We start from the raw sequence: 25917 nt of genomic DNA, 5'->3' as shown, positions 1-25917 counted from the left end.
TAGTCTAAGGGCGCAGCCGTCCGGCGGGCGGTGATCCCCTCTGGACAGCCCGTCTCAATTGGCGAGCGCGTGCGGTGTACCGGCTGATCCGGCACCGGAACTCGCTTTTTGCTTGGATGGGCTGCCCGGACGAAACCGACCTTGAGGACGCCACCTCGGGATGAGCCCGGGGCGGCAGTGCATTGAACCAGGTCCGCATGTGAAGGCTCGCCATGGTGGCGCGCTCCGCGGCAGGCCGAATACTGAAAGACACACGAGTTTATGGCAACCACGGCATTTCCGACCCGCGACGATTTCGCGGATCTCCTCAACAAGTCCTTGGGCGGTGAGAACGAGGCTTTCGAGGGCAAGGTCGTCAAGGGCACCGTGACCGCGATCGAGAATGATCTCGCGGTGATCGACGTGGGCCTCAAATCCGAAGGCCGAGTGCCGCTGCGCGAATTCGCAGCCCCGGGCCACAAGGCAGAAATTTCCGTCGGCGATACCGTCGAAGTGTTCGTCGACCGCGTCGAGAATTCGCAGGGCGAGGCGATGCTGTCGCGCGACCGCGCTCGCCGCGAAGCCGCGTGGGACAAGCTCGAAAAGGAATTCGAAGCCGGCAACCGCGTCGAAGGCGTGATCTTCGGCCGCGTGAAGGGCGGCTTCACGGTCGACCTCGGCGGCGCCGTGGCCTTCCTTCCGGGCTCGCAGGTGGACATCCGCCCGGTCCGCGACGTCGGCCCGCTGATGGAAATCGCGCAGCCGTTCGTCGTGCTGAAGATGGACCGCCGCCGCGGCAATATCGTCGTGTCGCGCCGCGCCATCCTGGAAGAGACCCGCGCCGAGCAGCGCAGCGGCCTCATCCAGTCGCTGGCCGAGGGCCAGGTCATCGACGGCGTGGTCAAGAACATCACCGATTACGGTGCGTTCGTGGATCTCGGCGGCATCGACGGCCTGCTGCACGTCACCGACATCAGCTACAAGCGGGTCAACCACCCGAGCGAGGTGCTGAACATCGGCGACACCGTGAAGGTGCAGATCATCCGCATCAACAAGGAAACGCAGCGCATCAGCCTCGGCATGAAGCAGCTCGAGACCGATCCGTGGGAAGGCGCAGCGGCCAAGTATCCGGTCGGCGGCGTGTTCCAGGGCCGTGTGACGAACATCACCGAATATGGTGCTTTCGTTGAGCTCGAAGCCGGCATCGAGGGCCTCGTCCACGTTTCCGAGATGAGCTGGACGAAGAAGAACGTCCACCCGGGCAAGATCGTCTCCACTTCGCAGGAAGTGGAAGTGAAGGTGCTCGAGGTCGACCAGGAGAAGCGCCGGATTTCGCTCGGCCTCAAGCAGGCCCAAGCCAATCCGTGGGAAGCCTTCGCCGAAGCTCACCCGGTCGGTTCGACCGTCGAGGGCGAAGTCAAGAACTCGACCGAGTTCGGCCTGTTCGTCGGCCTCGAAGGCGACGTCGACGGCATGGTCCACATGTCGGACATCGCCTGGGGCGTGTCGGGCGAGGACGCGCTCAACCTGCATCGCAAGGGCGAGACCGTCCAGGCGCAGGTGCTCGACGTCGACGTCGAGAAGGAGCGCATCAGCCTTGGCATCAAGCAGCTTGAGCGTGGCGGCGTTTCGGCCGGCTCGGCAGGCGCTGCCGGCGGCAAGAAGGGCGAGATCGTCACCGTCGAGGTCCTCGAGGTGAAGGACGGCGGCCTGGAAGTTCAGATCGCCGATGGCGGCGCTTCGGGCTTCCTCAAGCGCACCGACCTTGGTCGCGACCGCGACGAGCAGCGTCCGGAGCGCTTCCAGGTCGGCCAGAAGTTCGACGCGATGATCACCGGCCTCGACCGGTCGAAGAAGCCGAACTTCTCGATCAAGGCGCTTCAGATCGCCGAAGAGAAGCAGGCCGTGGCGCAGTACGGATCGTCGGATTCGGGCGCTTCGCTCGGCGACATCCTCGGTGCGGCGCTGAAGGAAAAGCAGGCCGAAACCGAGAAGAAGGCCACGAAGAAAAAGTAGGCAGGTGTAAGCTACGGCGGCACTTGCGCCGCCGTAGCCTTTCTGACAGCTTGACAGCGCTTCTTGGGGGAGAGGCGTCAATCATGAGTGTGTCTGCGGGGATGAGATGATCCGTTCGGAATTGGTGCAGAAATTGTGCGGGGATTTTCCCGACCTTACCCAGCGTGAGGTGGAAAGCGTGGTCGGGGCGCTTTTCGATTCCATTACAGAGCAATTGGCCACGGGCGGCCGGGTCGAGCTGCGCGGCTTCGGTGCGTTCTCGACACGCCAGCGCGACGCGCGCGTCGGCCGCAATCCGCGCACCGGCGATCCGGTGTCGGTCAACGCCAAGCGCGTGCCCTATTTCAAGCCGGGCAAGGAAATGCGCGAGCGGCTGAACTTAGGCGAGGTGACTGCCGAATAGCCGGGGCGCACTACCGTCGCTGCGGCTGGCACAAGCGGACGTGGCGGAACGGTAGACGCTGGGGACTTAAAATCCTCTTCCCGTAACGGGAGTGTGGGTTCGATTCCCACCGTCCGCACCAATATCGGGCACAGGCTTGCCTCGGCATGCCGAGCATCGCGCTGCTGAACCGGTTTCACTCCGGATCTTCGCGCAAATTATTAATCTTGTGCCGGTATTGAAACGGTCGTGGTCAAGGGGCTGTTTAAATTCCAGCGCGGTTCTCCGCTCGAGAGTTCGCGGCACGATTGGGTCGTGCTGGGGACGGTCATCGCGGCCGTCATCCTGCTTATCGGGAACGGGACCGACTTCTTCCGCCGGCTGGCCGACGCGCAGGCCGTCATCGGCCCCGGAGCGCAGGTCGCGGCCATCGCCATGACTCTGAACGTGGCGCTGATCCTGTTTGGATGGCGCCGCTACGTCGACCTTCAGCATGAAACTGAGCGCCGGATCGAAGGCGAGCGTCGCGCCGCAATCGCCGCAACGACGGATCCCGTCACTGGGCTCCTGAACCGCAAGGGCTTTGCCGACAGTGTCGAGGACCTTCGCCAAAGGGCGGACGCCGATGGCGCGGCCCTGCTGATTTCGTCGGTACAGCTCCATCGCTTCCGCGCCGTTTACGACCGCCACGGGTTCGACACCGGCGATGCCATGCTTCGCGGCATTGCCGTGACCATCCTCGAGCATGCCGGCGAGGGTGCCGTCGTCGGCAGAATGGGCGGGGACGAGTTCGCGATTGCGCGAACGCTGGAGCATGATGAGCATCCTGGCGCGGAGAAGCAGATCGAGACCTTGCTCAAGCTGGCGACGCGGCCGTTCGAAATCGACGGCAAGATGATCCAGGTCGGGGCCTTTGCGGGAATGGCTGTCGCGCCGGCTGGCGAAGTTCGCGTGCCCGACCTCCTGCGGCGGGCCGACATTGCGCTCGATCACGCCAAGACCGGCCGCACCGTCCGCCCGATCTGGTTCGATGCGGCGATGGAACGCGCATTGCTCCAGCATGGCGAGATCGAGCAGGGCATCCGCTTCGGCCTGGAGCACGAGCAGTTCCTGCCCTTCTTTGAGCCGCAGGTGGACCTGTGCACGGGCGAGATCACCGGTTTCGAGGTGCTGGCCCGCTGGCGCCACCCATTGGCCGGGATCATCCCGCCCGACCGCTTCATTCCGATCGCCGAGGAAATCGGCGTGATGGATCGCCTGTCGGAACAGGTGATCCGCGCCGCTCTGGTCGCTACTCGCGACTGGGACCCGTCGATCAAGATTTCCGTCAACATCTCGCCGACGCAGTTCTCCGACGGCTGGCTGGCCGAGCGGATCGTCCGCATCCTGACCGAGACGGCGTTCCCTGCCGACCGCCTGGTGGTCGAAATCACCGAGAGCTCTCTGTTTGGTGACATCGACCTCGCGCGAAACATCATCGCCAGCCTGAAGAACCAGGGCATCCGCCTGGCGCTCGACGATTTCGGCACCGGTTTCTCGTCGCTGTCGCATCTGCGCCAGCTGCCGTTCGACATCATCAAGATCGACCGGTCGTTCATCACCAACATCCACGAGAGCGGTCAAAGCGCCGCAATCGTGCGCGCCGTCGCGACACTGGCCGACGCGCTTGAGGTGCCGATCCTGGTCGAAGGGATCGAGAGCGAGGCGGCGCATGCCGCGGTCCTCGCCATCGGCTGTTCGAGCGGTCAGGGCTGGTACTTCGGCAAGCCGATGGAGGCCGACCAGGCGGCCCAGCTGATCAGCCGCAAATCGCAGTCTGCCGAGCGTTCCGCGCAAAACTCCTCGCGCGCCGCGTAAACCTTCATTCCCGACTGAGCTCCGTCCCGTTCCGAGACGTCGGGAGCGTATCCCTATTTTGTGACGTTGTACGCATGGTTAAAAGCATCTTAAGAAATGCACATGCGTATGAATCGTCCTGTAGTTGCCATCGATCCGCGGCTGTTCGGAAAGCGCATTCCCGGCTTCTTGCTGGGTTCGGCCGATCGAGCCGGCTTTTCGGTCAGCGACGACGTCAAGCTGTTCGCTTCGACCTTTGCGGTCGGCTTCGTGTTCGTGTCCGTCCTGATCTTCTAGCCAGCCTGTCCTAGTTGCAGGCGAGGTGAAGCTTCCAGCCTAGCCAGGCCGCAATCACGCTTGCCACGGCGACCAGGAACAAGGTCTCCGCGACCGACACGCCGACGAGCACGAGCCCGGTCAGGATCAGCGTCGCCAGCACCATCGCTCCTGAATTGACGATATTGTTCGCAGCCACGGTCCGCGCAGTTTCGGACTTCGGCACCGTCGTTGTCAGGAAGGCGTAGAGCGGCACCACGAACATGCCACCGGCGATCGCAACGCCGAGGAGGTCGAGCACGACCGCCCATCCGAGCGGGTGACGGAGGAATTCGCGGACGTCGACAAGTTCCGTTCCCGGAGGCGTCCAGTCCTTGGTCAACCAGTAGAGCAGCAGGACGAAGATCCCCATCAGTAGAGCCGATGACGGGGCGAAGCGGGCCGAGACGTTGCCCTTCAGCATGCGGTTGATCGCAACCGAGCCGATGGCGACGCCGACCGAGAAGACGGCGAGGAACAGGGTCGCGACGCTTTGGTCGGCAAAGAGCACGTTCTTCACCAGCGGCGGGAATTGTGCGGCCAGAACTGCGCCCATCGCCCAGAAGAAGCTGATCGACAGGATGGCGAGGAACAGGCGGCGGACGTGCAGGGTCGCGCTGACCAAAGTGATGGAGGCGCGCACGATGTGCCAATCCATGCCGCGGTGCGGGTATCCGGGAATTTCGGCATCGTCGGCCGGCGGCGCAGGCGGGACGAAGCCGCCCGCGATGCGGCCAATCAAGGCAACCACCAGGACGCCGACCGCGGCCCATTCGGCGTGATAGCTGCCGTCCGGCCGCTGCAGCACGAGAAGCCCCCCGAGAATCGTCCCGCCGAGGATCGCGATATAGGTGCCCGCCTCGACTAGCCCGGTTCCGCCGAGCACCTCATCCTTGGTCAGGTGCTGTGGCAGGATCGCGTACTTGATCGGGCCGAAAAAGGTCGAGTGGACGCCCATGGCGGTCAGCGCGATCAGCATCAGCGCCGTATTCTGCAGAAGCAGACCCGCGGCACCGAAGATCATGATCCCGATCTCCGCGCTTTTCACGATGCGGACAATCCTGGCCTTGTCCATGGCGTCGGCCAGCTGGCCCGACAGCGCCGAGAGGAGGAAGAAGGGGAGGATGAACAGCCCGCCGGCGATCGCGCTGAACGCCGCCTCCTGCTCGGCATCGCCGTAGATGCCGTAAATCACCAGCAGCACCATCGCGGTGCGGAAGAGATTGTCGTTGAAAGCGCCGAGGAATTGCGTCGTGAAGATCGGCAGGAACCGCCGTGTGCGCAACAGATGAAGGGAATCCTGCATCAGCCCGCCGAATATGAACTCAGAAACAAGCTTGCCGTCCTGCGCCGCCTCGGTGGCTCAACCCTTAGCGGGTAAAGCTACGGGGACAAGCGCCGGATCGACTATCGTACGACGGGGGCGGGAATCGACTCGGGCGACGATGGAGGCAGCAACGGGTGGAAAGCTGATACCCGACCGTTAGCTACATCTTGAACGGCGGCGGCATCATTGATGCAAAGCATCGATCATCCACCGACTTGGGATCGGCGGTTTCAAGAAAGCGCACGACCTGGGGATCGAAGCAACTGTCGAGGCCCGTAAGGCCGTCCACAATATGTCCCGCCCAAGTAATGACGATGAGCCGAGAGTTTGGTAGGCCCTGGGCGGCTTCCTCAGCCCATTTCCCGGGCGTGACTGGGTCGCGGTTACCCGAAAGGAAAAGCACAGGTACCCGCGCTCGCACCGGCTCGAAAAAGTCATTCTTGACCTGAGCCCGTGGCCAATTCGCGCACGCCTCACGCTGGCGGGTCAGGCGATAATCGCCGAACACTGTCTTCTGCGCGTTTTTCCTTGCTTCGGTTTCGTCGAAAAAGGGCAGGCTCTCCGAGCAAGTGATGGTCAGATACACGCCGTCGAAGTAATTGAAGCCGGCTCGCTCGTTTTCGGACCAGAGAACGGAAATGTCGCCTTTCGCAAGACGATCGATTAGGTTCGGTTCGCTACGCGCTCCGCCCGGCGAGTAGAGCTTCGTCCGCAGGCGCTCCATCGCTACCGACGGCGTGACCTTCGCCGAGATTTGAAGCTTGTCCAAAGCCTCTTTCAGCCTTGCTCTCAAATTCGGATAGCGGCTCGAACACGACGCATCCGCCGCGCAATCAGCAATCAATTGGTCGAGCGCGGGTTGGGCAGCTGTGGCGTGGTGCCGGGGCGGCATGGCTGAAGGCGGAACAGCAGACAAGAGAACGGCGCTCCGGACTCGGTTTTCGTGGCGCTGCACATATCGCAGGGCAAGCGTGGTTCCGTAGGACAAGGCGAACAGATCAATCTTGGCGTAGCCGAGCGCCCGACGCACATCATCGAGGTCGGCCACGGCATCATCGGTCGTGTAGCGTGTAAGGTCCGCGCTCCTGCTCAGCCTGGCCCGGCAGGACTGAACCGCCGCCACTGGAAACATCGGCTGAAGCGCCTTGTCGGGTGCGTCAAACTCCGGGCAGTCCAGCGGATTCGAACCGCCTGTGCCGCGCTGATCGATGAGAACGATATCGCGTGTCTCAGCGTATGCCGTTCCGTCGGTCAGATAAAAGCCGGCATTCTTAGTGTCGGCGAGGCCCGGGCCACCATCGAGGTCGAAAAGCGCCTGAGGTTGCTTCAAGGGCTTTGCCGCCGAGATCACGATCAAGTTTAGTCCAATTTGACGGCCTGAACGACGCGAGCGATCCTCTGGAACCATCACAGTCCCGCATCGGGCACGGGACACCAGTGATACGTCGAGACAGGGCTTGACCACGAAAGACGGACTGCTTGCAGCCGTGAGTGCCGCAGCGATTAAGCCAAGCATGGAAGTCTCCCCTCCGACTAAACCGCCTGCAATCTAACCCCGGTTTGAATGGCCGCAACGGGTCGAAGGCCTAGCGACAGGTTTGGGTCGAAAGCGGACATTCTCCCGCTGCCGTCTTTTGCTTGGATGGCGCTTTGCGTAGAGCGGTCTCAGCATGCTGAGCGTTCCGAACCTACTCACGCTGTCGCGGATCTTTGCCGTGCCCTTGCTGGTGTTCCTGCTGTGGAAGCCGGCGCCGTGGGATTATGCGATCACGTTCGTGCTCTACTGCATCGTCGGGGTCACCGATTATTTCGACGGATATCTTGCGCGGGCGCAGGGGCGGATTTCGCGGCTTGGGCAGTTCCTCGACCCGATCGCGGACAAGATCATGGTCGCGGCGGTGCTGGTCATGCTGATGGCGAGCCGGAAGGCCGACGGCGATGCGCCGATCATCCAGGACTGGAGCGTCATTCCGGCGCTGATCATCCTGCTACGCGAGATCATGGTCTCGGGGCTGCGCGAGTTCCTGGCCGAGTTGAAGGTGCTGGTGCCGGTCAGTGCGCTCGCGAAGTGGAAGACGACATTCCAGCTGGTGGCCTTGGGGGCCCTGATTCTGGGTGGGGCTTTCCCGGCGCAGCACTGGATCCATTTGGTCGGGATCGGAAGCCTGTGGGCGGCAGCGGCGCTGACGCTGGTGACCGGGTGGGATTATCTGCGGGTTGGCCTGAAGCACATGGATTGAGGTCGCGGAAGCTCACCGTCACGGGAGTAAATCCCGTGACGTCGGTCGGGCTGCGCCCGCTGGCCGGCTCTCGCAATCTCTTCGCACTGCTCCGGCGACGCTGTGCGTCGGCGTCGCTGTGCTCGGTTGCTCGACACTAATCGATTTTCCCGTGCATACTGACAAAGATTCATCGTTTCTGTCGTTCAGCGCGCGCGAGTAGGAGGCTGCATTTCCCAGGCTTGGAGAGGTGCAGAATCATGGACGTCAAAACGGGTTCGATGGGCGGTTGCCCGGTTTCGAAGGCACGCTCGCTTCTCGGCCGCACCAACCGCGACTGGTGGCCCGAAGCGCTGCCCGTCGACATGCTCCATCAGCATGGGGTCTCGCCGGACCCGATGGGCGAGGACTTCGATTATGCCGAGGCCTTCAGCAAGCTCGACTACCAGGCGGTGAAGCAGGACCTCACCGCGCTGATGACCGACAGCAAGTCGTGGTGGCCGGCCGATTATGGTCACTATGGCCCGTTCATGATCCGTATGGCCTGGCACGCGGCCGGCACGTACCGTGTGACCGACGGCCGCGGCGGTGCGTCGAGCGGGCAGCAGCGGTTCGAGCCGCTCAACAGCTGGCCCGACAACGGCAACCTCGACAAGGCACGGCGCCTGCTGTGGCCGATCAAGCAGAAGTACGGCCCGTCGATCAGCTGGGCCGACCTGTTCATTTTGGCCGGTAACGTCGCCATCGAAAGCATGGGCGGCCCGGTGTTCGGCTTCGGCGGCGGCCGCAAGGACGTCTACCAGTCCGAAGGCGACACCTTCTGGGGCGCCGAGGAAATCTGGGTCAACCAGGGTGCGAAGACTCGGATCACCGAGGAACTGCCTGAGCTGGAAGGCCCGCTTGCGGCGATCCAGATGGGCCTCATCTACGTCAATCCGGAAGGCCCGGGCGGCAATCCGGACCCGCTGCTGTCGGCCCGCGACATGAAGGCGACCTTCCTGCGCATGGCGATGAATTCGGAAGAGACGGTTGCGCTGACCGCCGGCGGCCACGCGTTCGGCAAGGCGCACGGCGCCAAGCCCGCCGAGAGCTTCGGCAAGGATCCGGCCTCGGAGTCGGTTCACCTTCAGGGCCTCGGCTGGCTCACCGACGACGACGAGATCGGCAAGGGTCACATCACGACGTCGGGCATCGAAGGCGCATGGTCGAACAACCCGACCCAGTGGGGCGGCGACTATTTCCGCCTGCTGTTCAAGTACGACTATGAGCTGGTCGAAAGCCCGGCCGGCGCCAAGCAGTGGACTCCGATCAATCCCGATCCGGAAGACATGGCGCCCGACGCTCGCGACCCGTCCAAGCGCGTGCCGACGATGATGACGACGGCCGACATGGCGCTGAAGATGGATCCGGAGTTCCGCGCCATCTCCGAGCGGTTCCGTGACGACCAGGCGGCGCTCGACGATGCCTTCGCTCGCGCATGGTTCAAGCTGACCCACCGCGACATGGGACCGAAGATTCGATACCTCGGCCCGGACGTCCCGGAAGAGACGTTGATCTGGCAGGACCCGGTTCCGCAAGGCACCGTTCCGTCGGATGCCGACGTCGCGGCGTTCAAGTCCGCGGTGCTGTCGAGCGGCCTTACCGTCTCGCAGCTGGTCAAGACGGCCTGGGCCTCGGCTTCGACCTACCGCAAGTCTGACCATCGCGGCGGCGCCAACGGCGCGCGCATTGCGCTCGACCCGCAGAAGGACTGGCAGGTCAATGAGCCGGAGGAACTGGCAAAGGTTCTCGCCAAGCTCAATGAGCTGCGGGGATCGATGTCGCTTGCGGACGCGATCGTGCTTGCTGGTTCGGCAGCAGTCGAGAAGGCGGCAAAGGACGCGGGCTTCGACGTCTCGGTTCCGTTCACCGGCGGCCGCGGCGATGCGACGCAGGAGTGGACCGACGTCGACAGCTTCGTGTGGATGGAACCGCAGGCCGACGGCTTCCGGAACTTCCTCAAGACCCGCCAGAACGTGAAGACCGAGGAATTGCTTCTCGACAAGGCGTCGCTGCTCGGCCTGTCGGCACCGGAAATGACGGTACTGCTTGGCGGGCTCCGCGTCCTCGGCGCCAACTACAAGGATGCGCCGGAGGGCGTGTTCACCAACCGCAAGGGACAGTTGACCAACGACTTCTTCGTCAATCTGCTCGACAACGACACCTTCTGGGACCTCGTCGACCCTTCGAGCGACGAGCTGTTCATTGGCTACACCCGCGGCGGCCGTCAGGAGAAGTGGCGGGCCACACGAACCGACCTCATCTTCGGATCGAACAGCCAGCTTCGCGCGACCGCCGAGGTCTATGCCGAGAAGGGCTGCGAGGCGAAGTTCGTCCGCGACTTCATCAAGGCCTGGACCAAGGTGATGAACGCCGACCGCTTCGATCTCGATCGCCGTGGGACAGGGCAGGCCCCCCCCAAATAAGAGCCTGCCTTGACCAAGTGACGGCGCCGGTCGCTGCTACGGACTTCCCGCAAGTCCGTGGTGGCGACCGCTTCGTTTCAGGCTAGCTCGACCTCGCGGATTTCCGGCGTTTTTGTGCCCAGGCTTGGGTTGAGGTCGTGGGCGATCTGGCGAAGTGCGTCGGCAAGCAGGCGGAACTCCTCCTCGCGCGGGCTTGAGCGGCGCCAGATCAGCGCAACCTGGCGAAACCCGTGATCCGAGCTGAGTGGGCGGGCGTCGACGCCTGTGCCTTCGAGAATCCCTGCATCGATCGCCATGCCGGGGACAAAGGTCACCCCAAGTCCATTGTCCACCATCTGCACCAGCGTGTGCAGCGACGTCCCCATCATGGCGGCATCAGCCCGCATCTCCGGTCGATTGCAGGCCGACAGAGCATGATCCTTCAGGCAATGGCCATCCTCGAGCATGAGCAGGCGCTGCTCATCGATGGCTCGCGGCTCGACACTGGTATCCGGCGGCGCTTCTCCGCGCGGGAAGGCAACGAACAGGCGGTCTTCGAACAGCTGCGCCTTCTCCACGTCGCCGCAGGGGAAGGGCATTGCCAGCAGGACGCAATCGAGCTGGCCGCGATGGAGCGCGTCGCAAGCGGCCTGGCTGGTCTCCTCGCGCAGGAACAGCTTCAGGTTCGGCCATTGCCGACGCAGTCGCGGCAGCATCGCCGGCAGCAGGAATGGGGCGATGGTCGGGATGACCCCCATGCGGAGTTCGCCGTGGAGCGGCTTGCCTTCGGCTCGGGCCATGTCGGTCAGCTCCTCGGCTTCGCGAAGAACGCGCAAGGCCTTTTCGGAGATCTTGAGGCCGAGCGGCGTAAAGCGAACCACGCGGCGAGTCCGCTCGACCAGAACGATACCGAGGAGGTTCTCCAGCTCGCGCAGGCCGGCGGAGAGCGTCGACTGGGTCACGAAGCAAGATTCGGCTGCCTTGCCGAAGTGGCCGTGCTGGCGAAGTGCCACGAGATATTGGAGCTGCTTGATCGTGGGGAGATGGATAGTCATCGAGAATTCCAATCAATCTCGACGCTATAAGCGACTCCCACGATGAGAGCTACTTCTCTCCCATCAAGCCCAATTGCTTCATGATCGTCAGATTGTCGTAGGTGGACCATTCCTCGACGATCTTCCCGTCCTTGAACCGGAAGAAGCTCATTCCGTCTATTTCGACTTTCTTGCCTTGTCCCGGAAAGCCGGGAACGGCGACCGTATTCGTGCCCACCGCGCTCCAGTGCAGAGAGACGAGATCGCCCTCGGCGATGATGCGCTCGACCTTCACTTCAAGGTCGGGGAATGCCGCTCTTAGCTGGTCCAGAAGCCTCGTCCTCCGCGAGCGTATAGTCACGCGCGAAACCGTGGGCGACGAAACCAGGCCCGTAGATTTCCGGCTGGATGTCAAAGCGGCCCTCGCCCATCTTCTCGAGGATGATACGAGATGCCAGAGCCTTGTTCTCGGCTGTCCCGCCCCAGGCCGTGGCCGGCAGGCAGAGAAGCGCCAAAGCGATGACCGAGCGGGACCTTCGAACCATGCCGACCTCCCTTACATGAGTGCGCGATAGAGCCCGTACAGACTGACGGTGGTGAGTAGCGCGCCGACAAACGTCAGCAGCAGATCCGGATTCACCCGCTTGGCGACCCAGGCGCCAAACGGTGCGGCCAGGACGCCGCCCAGAAGCAGGCCTGTGGTCGCGACCGTGAAGGCCCTCAGGCCGAGCGTGGCGATGAAGGTCGCCGAGATGGTCACCGTCAGGAAGAATTCGGCGGTGTTGACCGTGCCGATGGTCTTGCGCGGGTTGCTGCCCTGGACGAGCAGGTTGGAGGTGACGATCCCGCCCCAGCCGCCACCGCCGGCCGCGTCGAGGAAACCGCCGATGAAACCGAGCGGCGACACGACCTTCGGAGTGCGCTCCGTGTGGCGGTGCATGATTCCGCGGTAGAAAAGGTAGAGGCCGAGAGACGTCAGATAAGCGAGCACGAAGGGCTTGGCCGCGGACGCATCAACGGCGGTGAGGACATAGGCGCCGAGGACGCCGCCAATCACCCCGGGGATCGCGAGCCTGGTAAACAGGCTCCAATCGACATTACGGTGGGCGACGTGACTGATCGCGGAAACCGCGGTCGTGAACGTCTCCGCAGTATGGACGCCGGCCGATGCAGCCGCGGGGGGCACGCCGATGCTGATGAGGATCGTGCTGGAAATCTGGCCGAACGCCATGCCTAGCGCGCCATCGACCAACTGCGCTGAAAACCCGATTAGTGCAAAGATCAGAAGCGCTTGGGGATCTGCCAGGATGTGTTGGAGAATGTCGACCTCCGGCTCGTTTCGTTGGCGTTTGGCGAACAGTCCGTCCGTCTGCAAGCGGATGTTGCACTGCCGCAACGCGCCCCGTCTTTCATTCGAGGCGTCTCGCACTTAAATTAGTGCTCGTGGTGGAAGAGACGACAGCAGCCCCGCGCACGGGCATCGGCGCCTATTTGGAATCGGTGAAAGCCCGCGACCCGGCCGCGCGATCACGCTGGGAAGTCCTGCTTTACCCCGGCGTCATCGCCCTTGCGTTTCACCGCCTGGGCCATTGGCTCTGGGAGGGGCAACTCTATTTCCCGGCGCGTCTTGTGAACCATATTGCCCGTTTTCTGACCGCGATCGACATTCATCCGGGTGCGAAGATCGGTCGTAATTTCTTCATCGATCATGGCTTCACAGTGATCGGCGAGACCGCCGAGATCGGCGACAACGTCACCATCTACCAGAGCGTGACCTTGGGCGGCACCAACCCCTCAACCGGCGCGGGCGGCAAGCGCCACCCGACGATTCGTGACGGCGTGGTCATTGGCTCGGGCGCGCAAGTGCTCGGACCGATCGAGGTCGGCGCGGGCGCAAAAATCGGCGCCAACTCCGTGGTCACCAAGGACGTTCCTTCGGGGGCGACCGTCGTTGGCATTCCCGCGCGGCCGGTGCCGATCGACACGGTGCATTATAGCCCCGGCTTCGTCGCCTACGGTACTCCGTGCGGAGAGGATTGCGATCCGGGCCGTGCCCGACTCAACGAGCTTGAGGACGAGATCGCCGAGCTGCGCAAAGAGGTCGCCGCGCTGAAAGCTGCGCGCCAGCCCGCGCCAAGGGCCAAAAGCGCTTGAGCGTCATCGCGCCGTTCCCGAACCCTCGGGACCGGCGCCCAATTGCCACGTTCGATCGCCTCGAGATCAAGCGCATTCTCGACCTTTATGGGCGGATGGTGGCTGCCGGGCACTGGCGCGATTACGCCATCCACATGGGCGTCGACGTCGCAGTGTTCGCCGCCTTCCGGCGTACGTCGGAGCGGCCGGAGATCCGCATAGAGAAACGCCCCGCGCTTCGGTTGAAGCAGGGGGCGTTTGCCTTGGTCAGTGAGCATGGGCTGGTGCTCAAGCGAGGCCAGGAGCTTCACGGCATCCTGGCCCCGATCGAGCGTCGCCTCATGCGGCTGGTTGAGGAATAGCCGAGGCCCGGTCGAGCAGCGGCAACCGGTCGCGCAACCCTTCGGGAAGCGGCCGGACGATGAGGGCCCGGGCCTGGTGCCAAAAGGCTGAGAGCATCAGCAGCGCGGAACCGATGATGAGGCCGGTCAGCGCAATGTTGAGCTCGACCGCTCCGAACTCACGGAACAACTGCTGCATCGCGAACAGGACGTAGGCGAGCGCCGACACCAGCAGCGCGCGGCGGTCGATCGCAAGCGCAGTGACGCCGAGCGCGATGTAGAGCAGCACGACGACCAGGCCTTCGCCCATGGTCGCATTGCCATCGTTGAGTCCGAGCAGAGTGAAGACCGGGTGCACGATCATCGGCGCTGCCAGCAGGTGAAGCCAAAAGGCGACGTCCGAGCGGCGGGTGATGCGCGCACGGTCCGAGCCGTCCCACCACATCGCGAACAGGAATGTGCCGATGCCGAGCAGGAGCACGAAGCCGAGGATCACGTTCTTAGCGTCCTCCACGTTGGCGCCGAGAGCGGCGACCAGCAGGCCGACCGCGATGGCGGCGATGGATGCCGCGCCAGCGGCAACGGTGATGGGGACGTGGAAACGGCGCCAGTGGAGCCAGGCTCCGGCTGCGGCGATGGCGGCGGACAGCGCGCCGATGACACCCCCAAGCTGCGGGTTATTCTCGAACGCGCTGGGCCCGATCGCGAACACCATCACGAATGCCGACGTCAGCAGAACGCCGCCCACGAAGGCGAGGAGCAGAAGGATAGACGGCAAGGCCATCCGGCGCCTGGCAGTGAAGAAAAGCGCGAGAGACCAGCTCACCGCTGCGACGGCCGCCGGGGCCAGGAACGACGGACCATGATCGATCCCCGTGCCGGCACGCTCGCCGATCCACTGGCCGATCCAGCCGACCGCGAACAACAGGATCGCCGCGGCGATCGACACGAAGATATCGTTGAAGCCTGTGATCAGGCGGAATTGTTCTTCGTCCTGAGTCGGCAGCGAGCGCTGTCCTTCGACGAACGAGCGCAATGCGCCTGCAGCTTCCGGGGTGATCGCACCGGCGGATACCGCCTCGTCGATCTCATTTTGGCTGTACATACCTGTCCTCCCTGATGCGTGGAGGATACGCCTAGCTGTGTTAGTGTGTCAATACAGTGAAGGGGGGTGGCCGGCGCCGGGGGATATCCGGGGGGACTGGCGCCGGCCGGGTAATCGGGATTAGCGGCAGCGCACCCGGCTGCGATCGATGCTTCGGCCGAGCAGTGCACCGGCGGCAGCCCCGAGAATGGTCCCGGTCGCGCGCTCGCCATGCGTGTCGATGGCGCGCCCGACGAGGGCGCCTCCCGCGGCGCCGACAATAAGGCCCGTCGTGCCGTTCGACCGCTTGCAGCGGTACCGGCCTTCGGAGTCCTTCCAGATCTTGCCCTTGTAATAAGTGCTGCGCGCCTGAGCAGGCGTCGCGGTCGCCACCGGCACGACCATCGACGCGGCCGCGGCAGCAAGAAACAGGTTACGCATGTTACTCCCTCCAGATGATGCAAGCAGATTTGCTCATCGGAGCGAAGCGGACGAGACTATGTTCAACGCCGCGCGGCCTGTTAACGACGAACGGTTGCGGGAGGCCGATACGGTGCTGAAACAGTATGTGTAACCTTTACACGATGACGGCGACTGTGGATGAACTCCGTCGAATCTTCGGGTCGTTCGACGGCGATACGACCAATCTCCCGCCGTTCGACGAAATCTACCCGGGCCAGCTTGCGCCCGTTCTTCGCCGCAATGAGAATGGCGGCCTGAAGCTGGAGCACATGAAATGGGGCTTTCCGGGGCCCCAGGCGGCCGGATCGCGGGCGATTACCAACATCCGCAATCTCGCCAGCCCATTCTGGCGCAACGCGCTCCAGCAGCCCGCGCGCCGATGCATCGTCCCCGTTACCAAGTTCTGCGAATGGACCGGAGAAGTGGGGCGGAAGCAGAAGGTTTGGTTCGGCCTGACCGATGTGCATGAGTCCCCCCTGTTCGCCTTCGCGGGGCTGTGGCGGCCGGGCGAGGGCGGGCCGTTCATGGCGTTCCTGACCTGTGAGGCGAACACGATCGTCGGCGAGGTTCATCCCAAGGCGATGCCGGTGATGCTTCGGCCGGGCGACGTCTCGACCTGGCTGGACAGCACGCGCGAGAATGCCTGCGCGCTCGCGCGCCCGTTCGAGGATACATTGATGCAGCGTGTGGGTTGAGCCGACCAAAGGAGATTTGGCGTTATGGCGAAGAAAGCGACGGCAAAGGCCGCGAACACGACGGGTAAGGCAGTTCGGAGAAGCAGTTCGAGCGGGTCCGGCGGCGGCGGCAAGTCGAAGTCGTCGTCGAAGAGCGACCCCGTCGATGCACTGGTCAAGCTGCTTCAAAGCCCATTGGTCATCGACCTGCTGGCGGTTGGTGCCACAGCGGCGCTGGCGGCCATCACCGAGTCCCGATCAGGCCGTACCGAAGGCGCGGTCGGCACGAACAAGCGGACGCTGAAGGCGGCAGGCAAGGCGGCTGCGGCTGCGGTCGGGCGTCGGCTTGCAACCGAAATCGACGAGATCCGCGAAGCTTCGAAGCGCGCCGGCGAGGAGCGGCAGGCTAAGAGCGGCGCACAAGCGTAATCCGCGCGCGGGCGATCTCGCGCTCAGCCTCGATGTCGTAGTCGTCGGAATCGACGGCTTCTTTCCGGTCGGTCTCGATCGCCATCCAACCGCCGGGGGCAAGCCATTCGGCCTGCCTTACGGCTTTCAGCGCTGAGGTCCCTGAGCCGGCCGCGTAGGGCGGATCGGCGAAAACCAAATCGAAAAGCTCCGCGCGAGGCAAGGCAAGTGCGGAGCCACCGATGACTCGAACTTGGTCCGCGACGCCGAGCTTTTCGGCATTGGCCTTGATGGCGGCCCGGGCTCGAGGATCGTTCTCAACAAACGTCGCATGGGCTGCGCCGCGGGAGACCGCCTCGAGACCGAGGGCTCCGCTCCCCGCGTAAAGGTCGGCGACCCGCAGCCCCTCGAACGACCCGAGCCTGCTCGCCAGCATGGAAAACAGGGCTTCGCGGACGCGATCGGCCGTCGGGCGCGTCTCGGAGCCAGCAGGAGCCTGCAACGGCCGGCCGCGAAACTGGCCGGCGATGATCCTCACTTCAGCGAGGACCGGAACGCGTCGAGGTCGGCCTGGCGTACTTCGTCGGCATCGCCGGGCTCCAAGCCTTCGAGCGTGAGCGGTCCGTAGGCGGTCCGGATCAGCCGGGAGACTTGCAAGCCGAGATGGGCGAGGACACGGCGAACTTCGCGGTTCTTGCCCTCGGTCAGGCTGAGCTCGATCCAGAAGTTTCGGCTTGTGCGCCGCTCGAGGTTGGCGATGATCGAGCCATAGTGAATGCCTTCGATCGTGATGCCCTCCGCCAGCCGATCTAGCTGCGCCTGGGTGACATGACCAAAGGCACGCGCGCGATACTGGCGGACAACGGCAGTGCTCGGCAGCTCCAGCTTGCGCTTCCATTCGCCGTCGTTGGTAAGCAGCAGCAGGCCCTCGGTCATGAAGTCGAGGCGGCCGACCGGCATCACGCGCGGAAGGCCGGGCGGAAGCTTGTCGTAGATGGTGGCGCGGCCCTTCGGGTCCCTGATCGCGGTGATCGTCCCGGGCGGTTTGTAGAAGCGGAACAGCCGCGTGGCCGCGGCCGGCCGAACCGGCTTCCCGTCAACCGTGACGCCGGCAAGATCGGTCAGCAAGGTCGCCGGGGTGGTGAGCTTCTCGCCATTGATGGCGATGCGGCCTTCGGCGATCATCCGCTCGACATTGCGTCGAGATGCGACGCCGGCGCGAGCCAGCAACTTTGCAATACGCTGTGGTCCGCTCTCGCGCGGTGGCGGGGCGGCTGAAAAACTGCTGTTGCGCGGGCGGTGCCGCGGCACAGGTTTTCGTTTCGTTCGTTGCGGGGGCGAAGCCATGATATCGGAGAGTTGATGCTGTTCGGGAAGCGCAAACGGATCGTCAATCGAATTCTCATCGTCGAGGATGAGCCGCTGACGGCATTCGACAACGAAGTCATGCTTGGCGACCTCGGCTACGAGGTCGTGGCGACACTCGACAGCTTCGAGGATGCGATCGAGCGCCTGGACAGTGAGCAGGTCGACCTGGTCCTCAGCGATTATCGACTGTCGGGGGAGCGGACGGGGCTGGACCTCGCCCATGCGGCCAAGAGGCGCGGTGTGCCGATCGTGTTCTCGACCGGGCACGAACTTCCGCCGGAGTCGGTTCAGCTAGCGCTCGGCTGCATCACCAAGCCCTATTCGGAGCGGACGCTGAAGCTCGCGCTGGAGGCGGTCGACAAGCGCCTGTCGGGGAAGGGCGCGAAGCCGCCCAAGGGCGTCGAACTGTTTACTCCCGAAGGCTAGAGCAGCGATCCGAGCCGCTGGTGGAAGACGGCAATGCCGTCCTCCAGCCCGCCCACGGTGACGGTCTTGACCATGCCGGATTCGATGCCGCGCTGGCATAGGGTCGCCGCGCGGAAGTCTTCTGCTGCAAAGGTCCCGCCGTCGAGCAACTCCCAGCTGCGCTCCCAATGCGCCTCGGCCTGGGGGGTTTGGGGCGGCTCATTGATTAGCATGAAATCCTCGACCAGGCAGGTACCGACCGTCTGCGGCATGACGACCAGGAGGTTGATGTAGTCGGGGCTGACGATCAGGATCGAGGTCGGGAAGAAGGCGTAGGTGTAAGTCAGCACCCGCCTCAGCGCAGCCCAATCATCGCGATCGATGTCGGAAAGATAGTCGGCGCGGCCCACGATGGCGCGCTGGTGCGGACCGATGAAGTCTGCCGCCGCGATTCCGTCGGTGAAGAATGGCGCGATGGTTTCCGCGTGGAGGCGCTGGACGTGATAGCTTTCCAGAAACGCGTCCATCACCTGCTTCCAGTTGGACGCGACCTGGTGGGTCTTGCGGCGGTAGAGGTGGAGGCCGGACATCCCGAACGCTTCCATGTCCTCGGCAAGCGCTTCGACCTGGCTGAAGTCGGCATCGGGGGCCTGCGCGAACCAGATGAAGCCGCCGCTTTCCAAAGCCGGGAACTGCATCAGCGGGCGGTCCGCCCTGTCGATGCCCGGGAAGCAGTCGGCGCGCGGGATTGCCATCAGCTTGCCGTCCGAGCCGTAGGTCCAGGCGTGATAGGGGCAGATAATCCGCTTTGACGAGACGACTCCCGCGCTTTCGATCAGGCGCGTGCCACGGTGGCGGCAGACATTGGCCATGACATGGACCCTGCCATCGCCGTCGCGCGAGATGATCAGCGGCACGCCGTATCCGTCACGGGCGATGGCGGTGTTGTTGTCCGGCAATAGCGCCGACGGGGCGAGCAGCAGCGGCCATTTCTCGAAGATGGCGCGGCGCTCCTGCTCAAACCGCAGCGGATCAATGTAGACCGAAGCGTCGAGCTCGATGACCCGCGGTTCGGCCGGTTTTTCCCCGCTGACCAGTTTCTCGGCGAGCGCGCGCTGCCCTTCGCTTGGACGAGAGGCTTTGGCAGGCATGTCCATGCGGTGAAAAGTGCGCCTGACCGGACGCGTTCGCAAGCCTAATCGCTCACCCCCTGTTCAGTCGGACGCGGGCTGCTTAAGCATGACGGAAGAGTTGGGGAGGGTTTGATGGCGACAGTGACCGAGGCGGATCGCGGCTGGCGTTCGGTGCTTCCGGCGGGCGTTCGGCCCTATACCGAAGCGGCGCCCATCGCGGCCTTCTTCCTCGGCGTTTCGTCGGGCTTCCCTTATGCGATGATCGGCGCGACGCTAACGACGCGCCTGAAGCAGGACGGGATCGACAAGTCGACCATCACAGCCTTCGCGCTGGTCTTCCTCGCTTACAACTTCAAGTTTCTCTGGGCCTGGATCATGGACGGCGTGCGGCTGCCAATATTGGGCCGGCTCGGGCAGCGTGTTTCATGGATGCTGGTGACAGGCGCGGCGGTCATTGCCGCAGTGGTCAACCTCGCTTTGGTCGACCCAGCCGCCAGTGTTTCAGCGGTCGTCACCGCGGCCATCCTGGTCGGAATCGCTGGCGCCAGCTTCGACATCGTTATCGACGCCTATCGCATCGAGACGCTGGAGCCCCGCCAGCTCGGCGTCGGATCGGGCATGTCGCAATATGGCTGGCGCATCGGCTCGGCCGGAGCAGGTGCGCTCGCACTCGTCGTCGCGGCGCGAGCGGATTGGTCTGCCGCCTACATGGCCTGCGCCGCACTCGCGCTCCCCGCGATGCTCACGGCGCTTATCTACGGCGAGCCGAAGCGGCACCGGGAGCCAGTCGAGAAGAAGGGAATTGCGCGGACCATCGAGTCCGTCTGGAAACCGTTTGTGGAGTTCTTCTCGAGGCAGGGCGCGTTCCTCGTGCTGCTGTTCATCCTCCTCCACAAGATCGGCGATACGCTCGCGAACCTGACGCTTCGTCTGCTGTTCGACGACCTTGGTTTCACCAACGACGAGATCGCGATCTACGATGTCGGGGTCGGCTTCTGGGCCTATCTCATCGGCGTGTTCATCGGCGGCGTGATGTACACGCGGCTGGGGATGAAGCGATCGGTGTTTATCAGCCTGATCCTGATGGCCGTTTCCAACTTCAGCTTCGCTCTGCTTGCCGCATCGGGTCACAGTAACCTCGGCATGGCAGGGGCGATCGGCTTCGAGAATATCGCCAGCGGCATCGGCGGCGTTACCGTGATCGCCTATTTCTCTGCGCTATGTGACCTGAGGTTCACGGCCTCGCAGTTCGCGCTGATTTCGGCTGCGGCGAGCATCGTCGGCCGCTTCCTGACCGGCACAACCGCCGGTGCGCTGATCGATGCAATGGGCTACGTGAACTTCTACCTGATGACGACCGCCGCGGCCGTGCCCGGCATCATCCTGTTTTGGATCATGATGCGCACCGGCCTGGTCGATCAGTCGATCGGCAGTGCCGGGGTCGAAGGGCCGGGGGACGCGAGGACCGCCCATTCGGACGACGAATTGCCCGAAGAACGCTAATCGGGAACTTGCTCGTTCAGCCGGAGCGCTTCTCCGGCGAGGTATAGCGATCCGGCAATCAGACGCGGTGCCGGCAGGTCGTTGAGCGCGTCCTCAAGCGAGTTGGCGGAGTGGCCGCCGAAACGCCTGGCAAGCTCCTGCGGATCGTGATGCGCATGATCGGGCACCGGCACGAACGTGAACGACAGCGCGTGCGGCCTTAGCGTGTCGACGATGGCGTCCGCGTCCTTGTTGGCAAGTACTCCGAGGATGATGTGCTTCGGACCGTGGTCGACGAGCAGGAGCGCGAGGGATTTGGCCGCTTCGGGATTGTGCGCGCCGTCGAGCCAGGTCTCCACGCCCTGCGTCAGCGGCCCTGGTGCAAGTTCCTGGAAGCGCGCGGGCCATTGGGCTGATGTCAGCCCGCTCAGGAATGAGGCTCGGCTGATGGGGATGTGGTCCTGCTGCCGCAGCATATGCCAGGCGAGATTGGCGTTGCGGACCTGGTGGTCGCCGAGCAGCGAGGAGCGAAGGGTTGGGTCGATGGTCCAGTCGCGACCTTCTAACTGAACCGGCGCACCGCGCAGGTCGGCCACGTGCTGGATTGCGGCTTCCGCCTCCGGAGGTTGGGACAGGACCACCAGGGGCACTCCAGGCTTGGCGATACCGGCCTTCTCTCCCGCAATTTCGACCAGGCTGTTGCCGAGGAATTGCTGATGGTCGATGCCGAGCGCGGCAATCCCGCAGACGAGGGGCCGGTCGATCATGTTGGTCGCATCGAGGCGGCCGCCGAGGCCCACTTCGATGACCGCGGCATCCGCCGGAGTTCGCGCGAATGCGAGGAAGGCGACGGCTGTCGTGACCTCGAAGAAGCTGGCGTCGATGTCTCCCGCCGCATCAAGCACGTCGGAGAGGAAGGCGGCCAGCTGCTCATCGGTGATCAGCGTGCCGGCAATGCGGATCCGCTCATTGAAGCGGACGAGGTGGGGGCTGGTGAAGATGTGGACGGTGCGGCCGCTTGCCTCAATCGCCGCGCGAAGGAAGGCGCAGGTCGAGCCTTTGCCGTTGGTGCCCGCGACATGAAATGCCGGTGGAAGTCGATCCTGCGGCCGCCCGAGGCGGTCGAGCAGCCGGGTGATGCGGTCGAGGCCGAGGCGGTCGCCGCCTGGAGAAAGCTGCGCCAACCGGTCGAGCTGCGCCTGGACGGCCGGATCGTCCGACCGCGCGAAGTCCGGCATCAGGCCGCCTTCTTCTTCCTCTCCGGCGTCAGGTAGCCGATGAGCTTGCCAAGCGTTTCCTTGAGCTCGCTGCGCGGCACGACCATGTCGATCATGCCGTGGTCGAGAAGGTATTCGGCGCGCTGGAAGCCTTCGGGGAGCTTCTCGCGGATGGTCTGCTCGATGACCCGCTGGCCCGCGAAGCCGATCAGGGCGCCGGGTTCTGCAAGCTGGACGTCGCCGAGCATTGCATATGAGGCGGTGACGCCGCCGGTGGTCGGATCGGTCAGGACGACAATGTAGGGCAGTCCGGCGTCCTTGAGTTCTGCCAGCGCCACCGTCGTCTTGGGCATCTGCATGAGGGACAGGATGCCTTCCTGCATGCGGGCGCCGCCAGCCGCGGTGAAGATCACGTAAGGGCACTTGTCGGCGATGGCGCGCCGGACACCGGCGACGAACGCGGCGCCGACGGCAATGCCCATCGATCCGCCCATGAAGGCGAAGTCCTGGACGCCGACAACGGCAGGCTTGCCGGCAATCTTGCCCTTGGCGTTGGTGAGTGCGTCACGCATTTCCGTGGTCGTGCGCGCCGTCTTGATGCGGTCGGTGTAGCGCTTGCTGTCTCGAAACCGCAGCGGGTCCTCGCGCACTTCCGGGGCGGGCAAGACTTCGTAATCGCCGTCGAACAGCTGGTCGAAGCGGACCTGGACACCGATGCGATCGTGATAGTCGCAGCGCGGGCAGACGCTGAGATTGTCTTCCCATTCCTTGGTGAAGACCATCGTCCCGCACTTTTTGCACTTATGCCAAAGGTTTTCCGCCGACTGCCTTTTCGGCAGGAAGGGGATTCCGTTACGGACCCTGCTCAACCAACTCATATTTGCCTCATGTCTTGCGCGGGGGCTCAGGCCTGCACAGCCGCGCTTGTCTTGTGTTCGAGTGATGCGCTGATTTCGCGCAACGCTGCAATTGGGTCCGCAGCTCCGGTGATCGGGCGGCCGATGACGAGGATCGACGCTCCGTCGTCCAACGCCTGGCGCGGCGTAACGACCCGCTTCTGGTCTGAAACCTCGCCGCCCTCCGGGCGAACGCCGGGAACAACGAAGAAGCCGTCTGGCCACGCGGCCTTTGCAGCCGCGACCTCGGCTCCGGAGCAGACGATCCCGTCCAACCCGGCCGACCGCGCCAGCTGTGCCAGCCGTTCGACCTGTTCGCGAGGCTCCGACGCTACCCCGATGGAATGGAGATCGCTGCCATCCAGGCTGGTCAGCACCGTGACCGCGACCACCTTCGTACTGGGCGCAGCCGCAGCCTTGGCAGCTTCCAGCATGGCGCGTCCGCCAGCCGCGTGGACTGTCAGAACCGTAGGCTCGATCGCCTGCAGCGCCTCAACGGCCTTCGCGACGGTGTTCGGAATGTCGTGGAACTTCAGGTCGAGGAAGACGGGAAGGTCGAGGTCCTTGATTGCGAGAACGCCTGCGGGCCCGTTGGCGGAGAAGAACTCGAGCCCGAGCTTTACGCCACCGGCATGACCGCGAACGCTTTCCGCCAGCGTCCGTGCTCGCTCGAGATCGGGCGTGTCGATCGCAACGAAGACCGGGCTCATATGACCGGCGCATCCTCCACCGGAGCCGTGGGGGCTTCGCGCAAGACGGCCTGCTGGCGCTCGAGGCTTTCCACCCGCCCGCGAAGCCGCCAGGATTGTGCACGATAGATGAGATAGGTCGGTAGCCACCCCAGCAGGAACATCACTGCCATCAGGACCGGGATCTTGATGTCGATCTGGATATCGCCCCACAGGTTCAGCGTGACGTCATGCCAATTGCCGCTGGCCAGAAGCGCCAGCGAGACTGCGATGACGACCCAGATCAAGGTCTTCAGGAACTGCATCGCGTGCGGCTTTAAGCGAGGCGGACGGCGATGGCCAGCAGGTCGTTCGTCGTGGACCCCGCCCGCTTCGCCGCAGGAGGGAGCGAGAGTCGTTGAGCGGAATGGACTCCACGGTCACATCGGCGTTGGTGGTGGGGAGTAACTGGTGGAAAAGCCGCATATCTTAGGGCTCGGCGCATTCGCGCTGCTTGCGACGGCTGCATTCGCAATGCGTTCGCCGGAGGACCCGAAGCCCGCGGCGCACACCATCCCGAAATCCCACGTTCGTCTCGCATCGCTGTCGACAGATGCTCGCAAGGACGTCGATTACGCTTCGCTCGACCGGCGGCTTCAACAGCTCGCGGAAAAGCGCTCGATGGTCGGCCTCGCGGTCGGGGTGGTCGAGAACGGCCGGATCACGTTCCTGAAGGGATATGGGGAGACCGAGGCAGGCTCAGGGGAGCGCGTGACGCCGGACACGATTTTCCGCTGGGCCTCGGTTTCGAAGGGTGTCGCGGGATCGATGGTCGCCAAGCTCGCCGAAGAGGGCAAGGTCAACCTTAGCGGACCGGTCGCGACCTACGTGCCTTCGCTGAAGCTGCCGGCGGGCGCGGAATATCGCGCGACCGTGGGTGACATGCTGAGCCACCGGCTTGGGCTCTATCGTAATGCCTACGATAACAAGCTCGAGGAAGGGCAGGACACCAAGCTGCTCCGCGCCAGCCTTTCGCAATTGAACCTGATCTGCCCGCCGGGAACGTGCTGGAGCTACCAGAACGTCGCCTACGACGGCGCGTCGGAGCTGGTCGAGGGCATTACGCACTTGCCGTACGAAAAGGCGGTGATGCAGTATCTGTTCAACCCCATCGGCATGACCCAGGCGTCGGTGTCGATGAGCGGCCTGACCGGTGCCAGGAGCTGGGCCAAGCCGCACGACGCTGCGCGCCGGCCGATCAAGCTGAACGACAGCTATTACCGCGTCCCGGCCGCCGGGGGCGTCAACAGCAACATCAAGGACATGTCGCTGTGGATGCTCGCGCAGATGGGCGAGATGCCGGACGTCTTGTCGCAAGGCGTGCTCGACACCGTCCACGCGCCGCTGGTGAAGACGCCGGGCGAGCGGGGCCGCATGCGCAAGTTCCTCGAGCGACTTGGTGAGGCCGACTACGGCTACGGCTGGCGCAGCTACGACTATGCCGGCCATCACATCGTCGGGCACCGCGGTGGCGTTGCCGGGTACCGCTCGCTGATCCTGTTCGACCCGCAAAAGAAGAGCGGCGTGGTTGCGCTGTGGAACAGCAATACGAGCCAGCCGGGCGGGCTGGAGTTCGAGGTGATGGACATGATCTATCACCTGCCGTTCCGCGACTGGCTGGAACTCGACAAAACCGGAGGCGATCCGAGGACGATCGCTCGCGCGGAAAACGACGACGAGGTGTCGAGCGGCGACGGCGGCGGCCGGGAACGCAAGCGCGTGCGCGGCTGACCTTCAGCTTCGGCGGGCCTCGGCCTTCGCTTCCCGAATCTCGCGCCGTTCCTGCAGATGCGACATGTAGCGGAAGCCCATGCCGAGGATTGACAGGACCATGCCTGCAATGAGCGCGGGCAGCACCCAATCGGGCTCTTCAGGACCCGGCCAGGCGACCGCGCCGAGAAAGACCACGCTCGCAATCGAGGTCAGGTACCCGATCCCTTTCCAGTCCACGCGGTCCGTGCCCGTAGCTTTACCTTTTTCGTGACGCACGCTTCAGGAACACCGAGGCAAACGGTTGGTTTCACTCCCGAAAGA

At 64.0% G+C, this 25917-nt stretch carries 29 protein-coding genes and 1 tRNA gene; 14 read left to right on the top strand and 16 right to left on the bottom strand.

What is annotated here, in order from left to right:
• Window positions 1-261 precede the first annotated feature (261 nt).
• The 5 genes from rpsA (at window position 262) to ABD928_RS03505 (ending at window position 4510) form a co-directional block, all read left to right on the top strand.
• Window positions 262-1995: a 30S ribosomal protein S1 gene (gene rpsA, locus ABD928_RS03525; protein WP_187714443.1), complete on the top strand. Its 1734-nt coding sequence runs from the start codon at window positions 262-264 to the stop codon at window positions 1993-1995.
• A gap of 106 nt (window positions 1996-2101) precedes the next feature.
• A complete protein-coding gene (locus ABD928_RS03520) occupies window positions 2102-2398 on the top strand; it encodes an integration host factor subunit beta (RefSeq protein ID WP_187714442.1) in 297 nt (98 codons plus the stop codon).
• Window positions 2399-2432: 34 nt separating this feature from the next.
• A tRNA-Leu gene (locus ABD928_RS03515) sits at window positions 2433-2519 on the top strand.
• Window positions 2520-2626: 107 nt separating this feature from the next.
• Window positions 2627-4234: a putative bifunctional diguanylate cyclase/phosphodiesterase gene (locus tag ABD928_RS03510; protein ID WP_345166140.1), complete on the top strand. Its 1608-nt coding sequence runs from the start codon at window positions 2627-2629 to the stop codon at window positions 4232-4234.
• A 102-nt stretch (window positions 4235-4336) separates the two neighbouring features.
• Complete coding sequence (locus ABD928_RS03505) at window positions 4337-4510, top strand: hypothetical protein (RefSeq protein WP_187714440.1); 174 nt, start codon at window positions 4337-4339, stop codon at window positions 4508-4510.
• A gap of 10 nt (window positions 4511-4520) precedes the next feature.
• Here ABD928_RS03505 and ABD928_RS03500 read toward each other — a convergent pair whose 3' ends face one another.
• Window positions 4521-5834 (bottom strand): MFS transporter, encoded by a 1314-nt coding sequence (locus ABD928_RS03500; RefSeq protein ID WP_345166136.1) that lies wholly within the window; start codon window positions 5832-5834, stop codon window positions 4521-4523.
• Between the two features lie 181 nt (window positions 5835-6015).
• Window positions 6016-7185: an alpha/beta hydrolase gene (locus ABD928_RS03495; RefSeq protein WP_345166133.1), complete on the bottom strand. Its 1170-nt coding sequence runs from the start codon at window positions 7183-7185 to the stop codon at window positions 6016-6018.
• A 340-nt stretch (window positions 7186-7525) separates the two neighbouring features.
• Here ABD928_RS03495 and pgsA point away from each other — a divergent pair, with 340 nt between their 5' ends.
• Both pgsA and katG read left to right on the top strand, forming a co-directional pair.
• A complete protein-coding gene (gene pgsA / locus ABD928_RS03490; protein ID WP_345166129.1) occupies window positions 7526-8095 on the top strand; it encodes a CDP-diacylglycerol--glycerol-3-phosphate 3-phosphatidyltransferase in 570 nt (189 codons plus the stop codon).
• Between the two features lie 239 nt (window positions 8096-8334).
• Complete coding sequence (gene katG, locus ABD928_RS03485; protein WP_345166125.1) at window positions 8335-10539, top strand: catalase/peroxidase HPI; 2205 nt, start codon at window positions 8335-8337, stop codon at window positions 10537-10539.
• Between the two features lie 77 nt (window positions 10540-10616).
• Here the strand turns inward: katG and ABD928_RS03480 are convergent, their stop codons facing one another.
• The 4 genes from ABD928_RS03480 to ABD928_RS03465 are packed head-to-tail and all read right to left on the bottom strand — an operon-like array spanning window position 10617 to window position 12873.
• Window positions 10617-11573, bottom strand: coding sequence for a hydrogen peroxide-inducible genes activator (locus ABD928_RS03480; protein ID WP_345166122.1), 957 nt, complete (start codon window positions 11571-11573; stop codon window positions 10617-10619).
• 49 nt (window positions 11574-11622) lie between these two features.
• Window positions 11623-11847 carry an ester cyclase gene (locus ABD928_RS03475; protein WP_345166119.1) on the bottom strand — a complete coding sequence of 75 codons (225 nt, stop codon included), beginning with the start codon at window positions 11845-11847 and terminating at the stop codon, window positions 11623-11625.
• A gap of 1 nt (window position 11848) precedes the next feature.
• Window positions 11849-12097: a hypothetical protein gene (locus ABD928_RS03470; RefSeq protein ID WP_187715959.1), complete on the bottom strand. Its 249-nt coding sequence runs from the start codon at window positions 12095-12097 to the stop codon at window positions 11849-11851.
• A gap of 11 nt (window positions 12098-12108) precedes the next feature.
• Window positions 12109-12873, bottom strand: a complete 765-nt coding sequence (locus ABD928_RS03465) for a sulfite exporter TauE/SafE family protein (RefSeq protein WP_345170137.1) — start codon at window positions 12871-12873, stop codon at window positions 12109-12111.
• A gap of 125 nt (window positions 12874-12998) precedes the next feature.
• Here ABD928_RS03465 and cysE point away from each other — a divergent pair, with 125 nt between their 5' ends.
• Window positions 12999-13706, top strand: a complete 708-nt coding sequence (gene cysE / locus ABD928_RS03460; RefSeq protein ID WP_345166116.1) for a serine O-acetyltransferase — start codon at window positions 12999-13001, stop codon at window positions 13704-13706.
• Window positions 13703-14047: a DUF2794 domain-containing protein gene (locus ABD928_RS03455; RefSeq protein WP_345166113.1), complete on the top strand. Its 345-nt coding sequence runs from the start codon at window positions 13703-13705 to the stop codon at window positions 14045-14047. Before cysE ends, ABD928_RS03455 begins: the two co-directional genes overlap by 4 nt.
• Here ABD928_RS03455 and ABD928_RS03450 read toward each other — a convergent pair.
• A complete protein-coding gene (locus ABD928_RS03450; protein ID WP_345166110.1) occupies window positions 14025-15131 on the bottom strand; it encodes a hypothetical protein in 1107 nt (368 codons plus the stop codon). The genes ABD928_RS03455 and ABD928_RS03450 overlap by 23 nt on opposite strands.
• A gap of 120 nt (window positions 15132-15251) precedes the next feature.
• A complete protein-coding gene (locus tag ABD928_RS03445; RefSeq protein WP_187714436.1) occupies window positions 15252-15551 on the bottom strand; it encodes a glycine zipper 2TM domain-containing protein in 300 nt (99 codons plus the stop codon).
• A gap of 125 nt (window positions 15552-15676) precedes the next feature.
• Here ABD928_RS03445 and ABD928_RS03440 point away from each other — a divergent pair, with 125 nt between their 5' ends.
• Both ABD928_RS03440 and ABD928_RS03435 read left to right on the top strand, forming a co-directional pair.
• Window positions 15677-16267, top strand: a complete 591-nt coding sequence (locus tag ABD928_RS03440; protein WP_345166106.1) for an SOS response-associated peptidase — start codon at window positions 15677-15679, stop codon at window positions 16265-16267.
• Between the two features lie 24 nt (window positions 16268-16291).
• Window positions 16292-16675 carry a hypothetical protein gene (locus ABD928_RS03435; RefSeq protein WP_187714434.1) on the top strand — a complete coding sequence of 128 codons (384 nt, stop codon included), beginning with the start codon at window positions 16292-16294 and terminating at the stop codon, window positions 16673-16675.
• On the opposite strand, the gene rsmD is transcribed toward ABD928_RS03435, so the two are convergent.
• Both rsmD and ABD928_RS03425 read right to left on the bottom strand, forming a co-directional pair.
• The gene (gene rsmD, locus ABD928_RS03430) at window positions 16653-17192 is read right to left on the bottom strand and encodes a 16S rRNA (guanine(966)-N(2))-methyltransferase RsmD (RefSeq protein ID WP_187714433.1); all 540 of its coding nucleotides are present in this window, start codon (window positions 17190-17192) and stop codon (window positions 16653-16655) included. The genes ABD928_RS03435 and rsmD overlap by 23 nt on opposite strands.
• A complete protein-coding gene (locus ABD928_RS03425; RefSeq protein ID WP_345166102.1) occupies window positions 17189-17965 on the bottom strand; it encodes a pseudouridine synthase in 777 nt (258 codons plus the stop codon). The genes rsmD and ABD928_RS03425 overlap by 4 nt, the downstream gene beginning before the upstream one ends.
• 51 nt (window positions 17966-18016) lie before the next feature.
• Here ABD928_RS03425 and ABD928_RS03420 point away from each other — a divergent pair, with 51 nt between their 5' ends.
• Window positions 18017-18448, top strand: a complete 432-nt coding sequence (locus tag ABD928_RS03420) for a response regulator (RefSeq protein WP_187714431.1) — start codon at window positions 18017-18019, stop codon at window positions 18446-18448.
• On the opposite strand, the gene ABD928_RS03415 is transcribed toward ABD928_RS03420, so the two are convergent.
• On the bottom strand, window positions 18445-19584 hold the full coding sequence (locus tag ABD928_RS03415) for an aromatic ring-hydroxylating oxygenase subunit alpha (RefSeq protein WP_345166099.1): 1140 nt from the start codon (window positions 19582-19584) through the stop codon (window positions 18445-18447). The two genes, ABD928_RS03420 and ABD928_RS03415, sit on opposite strands and share 4 nt — an antisense overlap.
• Window positions 19585-19692: 108 nt before the next feature.
• Here ABD928_RS03415 and ABD928_RS03410 point away from each other — a divergent pair, with 108 nt between their 5' ends.
• Entirely contained in the window at window positions 19693-21063 is a 1371-nt protein-coding gene (locus ABD928_RS03410) for an AmpG family muropeptide MFS transporter (protein WP_187714430.1), read from the top strand.
• Here the strand turns inward: ABD928_RS03410 and ABD928_RS03405 are convergent.
• The 4 genes from ABD928_RS03405 to ABD928_RS03390 are packed head-to-tail and all read right to left on the bottom strand — an operon-like array spanning window position 21060 to window position 24149.
• On the bottom strand, window positions 21060-22280 hold the full coding sequence (locus ABD928_RS03405) for a bifunctional folylpolyglutamate synthase/dihydrofolate synthase (RefSeq protein WP_187714429.1): 1221 nt from the start codon (window positions 22278-22280) through the stop codon (window positions 21060-21062). The genes ABD928_RS03410 and ABD928_RS03405 overlap by 4 nt on opposite strands.
• Window positions 22280-23137 carry an acetyl-CoA carboxylase, carboxyltransferase subunit beta gene (gene accD / locus ABD928_RS03400; protein ID WP_187714428.1) on the bottom strand — a complete coding sequence of 286 codons (858 nt, stop codon included), beginning with the start codon at window positions 23135-23137 and terminating at the stop codon, window positions 22280-22282. Before accD ends, ABD928_RS03405 begins: the two co-directional genes overlap by 1 nt.
• 26 nt (window positions 23138-23163) lie before the next feature.
• Window positions 23164-23865 (bottom strand): orotidine-5'-phosphate decarboxylase, encoded by a 702-nt coding sequence (gene pyrF / locus ABD928_RS03395; RefSeq protein WP_187714427.1) that lies wholly within the window; start codon window positions 23863-23865, stop codon window positions 23164-23166.
• On the bottom strand, window positions 23862-24149 hold the full coding sequence (locus ABD928_RS03390; RefSeq protein WP_345166092.1) for a hypothetical protein: 288 nt from the start codon (window positions 24147-24149) through the stop codon (window positions 23862-23864). The genes pyrF and ABD928_RS03390 overlap by 4 nt, the downstream gene beginning before the upstream one ends.
• Before the next feature lie 145 nt (window positions 24150-24294).
• Between ABD928_RS03390 and ABD928_RS03385 the strand changes: the two genes are divergently transcribed.
• Window positions 24295-25614, top strand: coding sequence for a serine hydrolase domain-containing protein (locus ABD928_RS03385; protein ID WP_187714426.1), 1320 nt, complete (start codon window positions 24295-24297; stop codon window positions 25612-25614).
• A 3-nt stretch (window positions 25615-25617) separates the two neighbouring features.
• Here ABD928_RS03385 and ABD928_RS03380 read toward each other — a convergent pair whose 3' ends face one another.
• Window positions 25618-25872 (bottom strand): hypothetical protein, encoded by a 255-nt coding sequence (locus ABD928_RS03380; protein ID WP_345166089.1) that lies wholly within the window; start codon window positions 25870-25872, stop codon window positions 25618-25620.
• Between the last annotated feature and the right edge of the window lie 45 nt (window positions 25873-25917).

Source organism: Sphingomonas daechungensis, from assembly GCF_039543105.1.
GTDB classification, from domain to species: Bacteria; Pseudomonadota; Alphaproteobacteria; order Sphingomonadales; family Sphingomonadaceae; genus Sphingomicrobium; species Sphingomicrobium daechungense.
The sequence above is the reverse complement of the archived record's forward strand: the minus strand, read 5'-3'. Positions and strand labels throughout refer to the sequence as shown.

Excerpts from the sequence above, each read along its gene's own strand:
- rpsA (WP_187714443.1), top strand. The coding sequence starts at position 262 with ATGGCAACCACGGCATTTCCGACCCGCGACGATTTCGCGGATCTCCTC.
- ABD928_RS03520 (WP_187714442.1), top strand. The coding sequence starts at position 2,102 with ATGATCCGTTCGGAATTGGTGCAGAAATTGTGCGGGGATTTTCCCGAC.
- ABD928_RS03505 (WP_187714440.1), top strand. The coding sequence starts at position 4,337 with ATGCGTATGAATCGTCCTGTAGTTGCCATCGATCCGCGGCTGTTCGGA.
- ABD928_RS03500 (WP_345166136.1), bottom strand. The coding sequence starts at position 5,834 with ATGCAGGATTCCCTTCATCTGTTGCGCACACGGCGGTTCCTGCCGATC.
- pgsA (WP_345166129.1), top strand. The coding sequence starts at position 7,526 with ATGCTGAGCGTTCCGAACCTACTCACGCTGTCGCGGATCTTTGCCGTG.
- katG (WP_345166125.1), top strand. The coding sequence starts at position 8,335 with ATGGACGTCAAAACGGGTTCGATGGGCGGTTGCCCGGTTTCGAAGGCA.
- ABD928_RS03480 (WP_345166122.1), bottom strand. The coding sequence starts at position 11,573 with ATGACTATCCATCTCCCCACGATCAAGCAGCTCCAATATCTCGTGGCA.
- ABD928_RS03470 (WP_187715959.1), bottom strand. The coding sequence starts at position 12,097 with ATGGTTCGAAGGTCCCGCTCGGTCATCGCTTTGGCGCTTCTCTGCCTG.
- ABD928_RS03450 (WP_345166110.1), bottom strand. The coding sequence starts at position 15,131 with ATGTACAGCCAAAATGAGATCGACGAGGCGGTATCCGCCGGTGCGATC.
- ABD928_RS03445 (WP_187714436.1), bottom strand. The coding sequence starts at position 15,551 with ATGCGTAACCTGTTTCTTGCTGCCGCGGCCGCGTCGATGGTCGTGCCG.
- ABD928_RS03440 (WP_345166106.1), top strand. The coding sequence starts at position 15,677 with ATGTGTAACCTTTACACGATGACGGCGACTGTGGATGAACTCCGTCGA.
- ABD928_RS03435 (WP_187714434.1), top strand. The coding sequence starts at position 16,292 with ATGGCGAAGAAAGCGACGGCAAAGGCCGCGAACACGACGGGTAAGGCA.
- ABD928_RS03420 (WP_187714431.1), top strand. The coding sequence starts at position 18,017 with ATGCTGTTCGGGAAGCGCAAACGGATCGTCAATCGAATTCTCATCGTC.
- ABD928_RS03415 (WP_345166099.1), bottom strand. The coding sequence starts at position 19,584 with ATGGACATGCCTGCCAAAGCCTCTCGTCCAAGCGAAGGGCAGCGCGCG.
- ABD928_RS03410 (WP_187714430.1), top strand. The coding sequence starts at position 19,693 with ATGGCGACAGTGACCGAGGCGGATCGCGGCTGGCGTTCGGTGCTTCCG.
- ABD928_RS03405 (WP_187714429.1), bottom strand. The coding sequence starts at position 22,280 with ATGCCGGACTTCGCGCGGTCGGACGATCCGGCCGTCCAGGCGCAGCTC.
- accD (WP_187714428.1), bottom strand. The coding sequence starts at position 23,137 with ATGAGTTGGTTGAGCAGGGTCCGTAACGGAATCCCCTTCCTGCCGAAA.
- pyrF (WP_187714427.1), bottom strand. The coding sequence starts at position 23,865 with ATGAGCCCGGTCTTCGTTGCGATCGACACGCCCGATCTCGAGCGAGCA.
- ABD928_RS03390 (WP_345166092.1), bottom strand. The coding sequence starts at position 24,149 with ATGCAGTTCCTGAAGACCTTGATCTGGGTCGTCATCGCAGTCTCGCTG.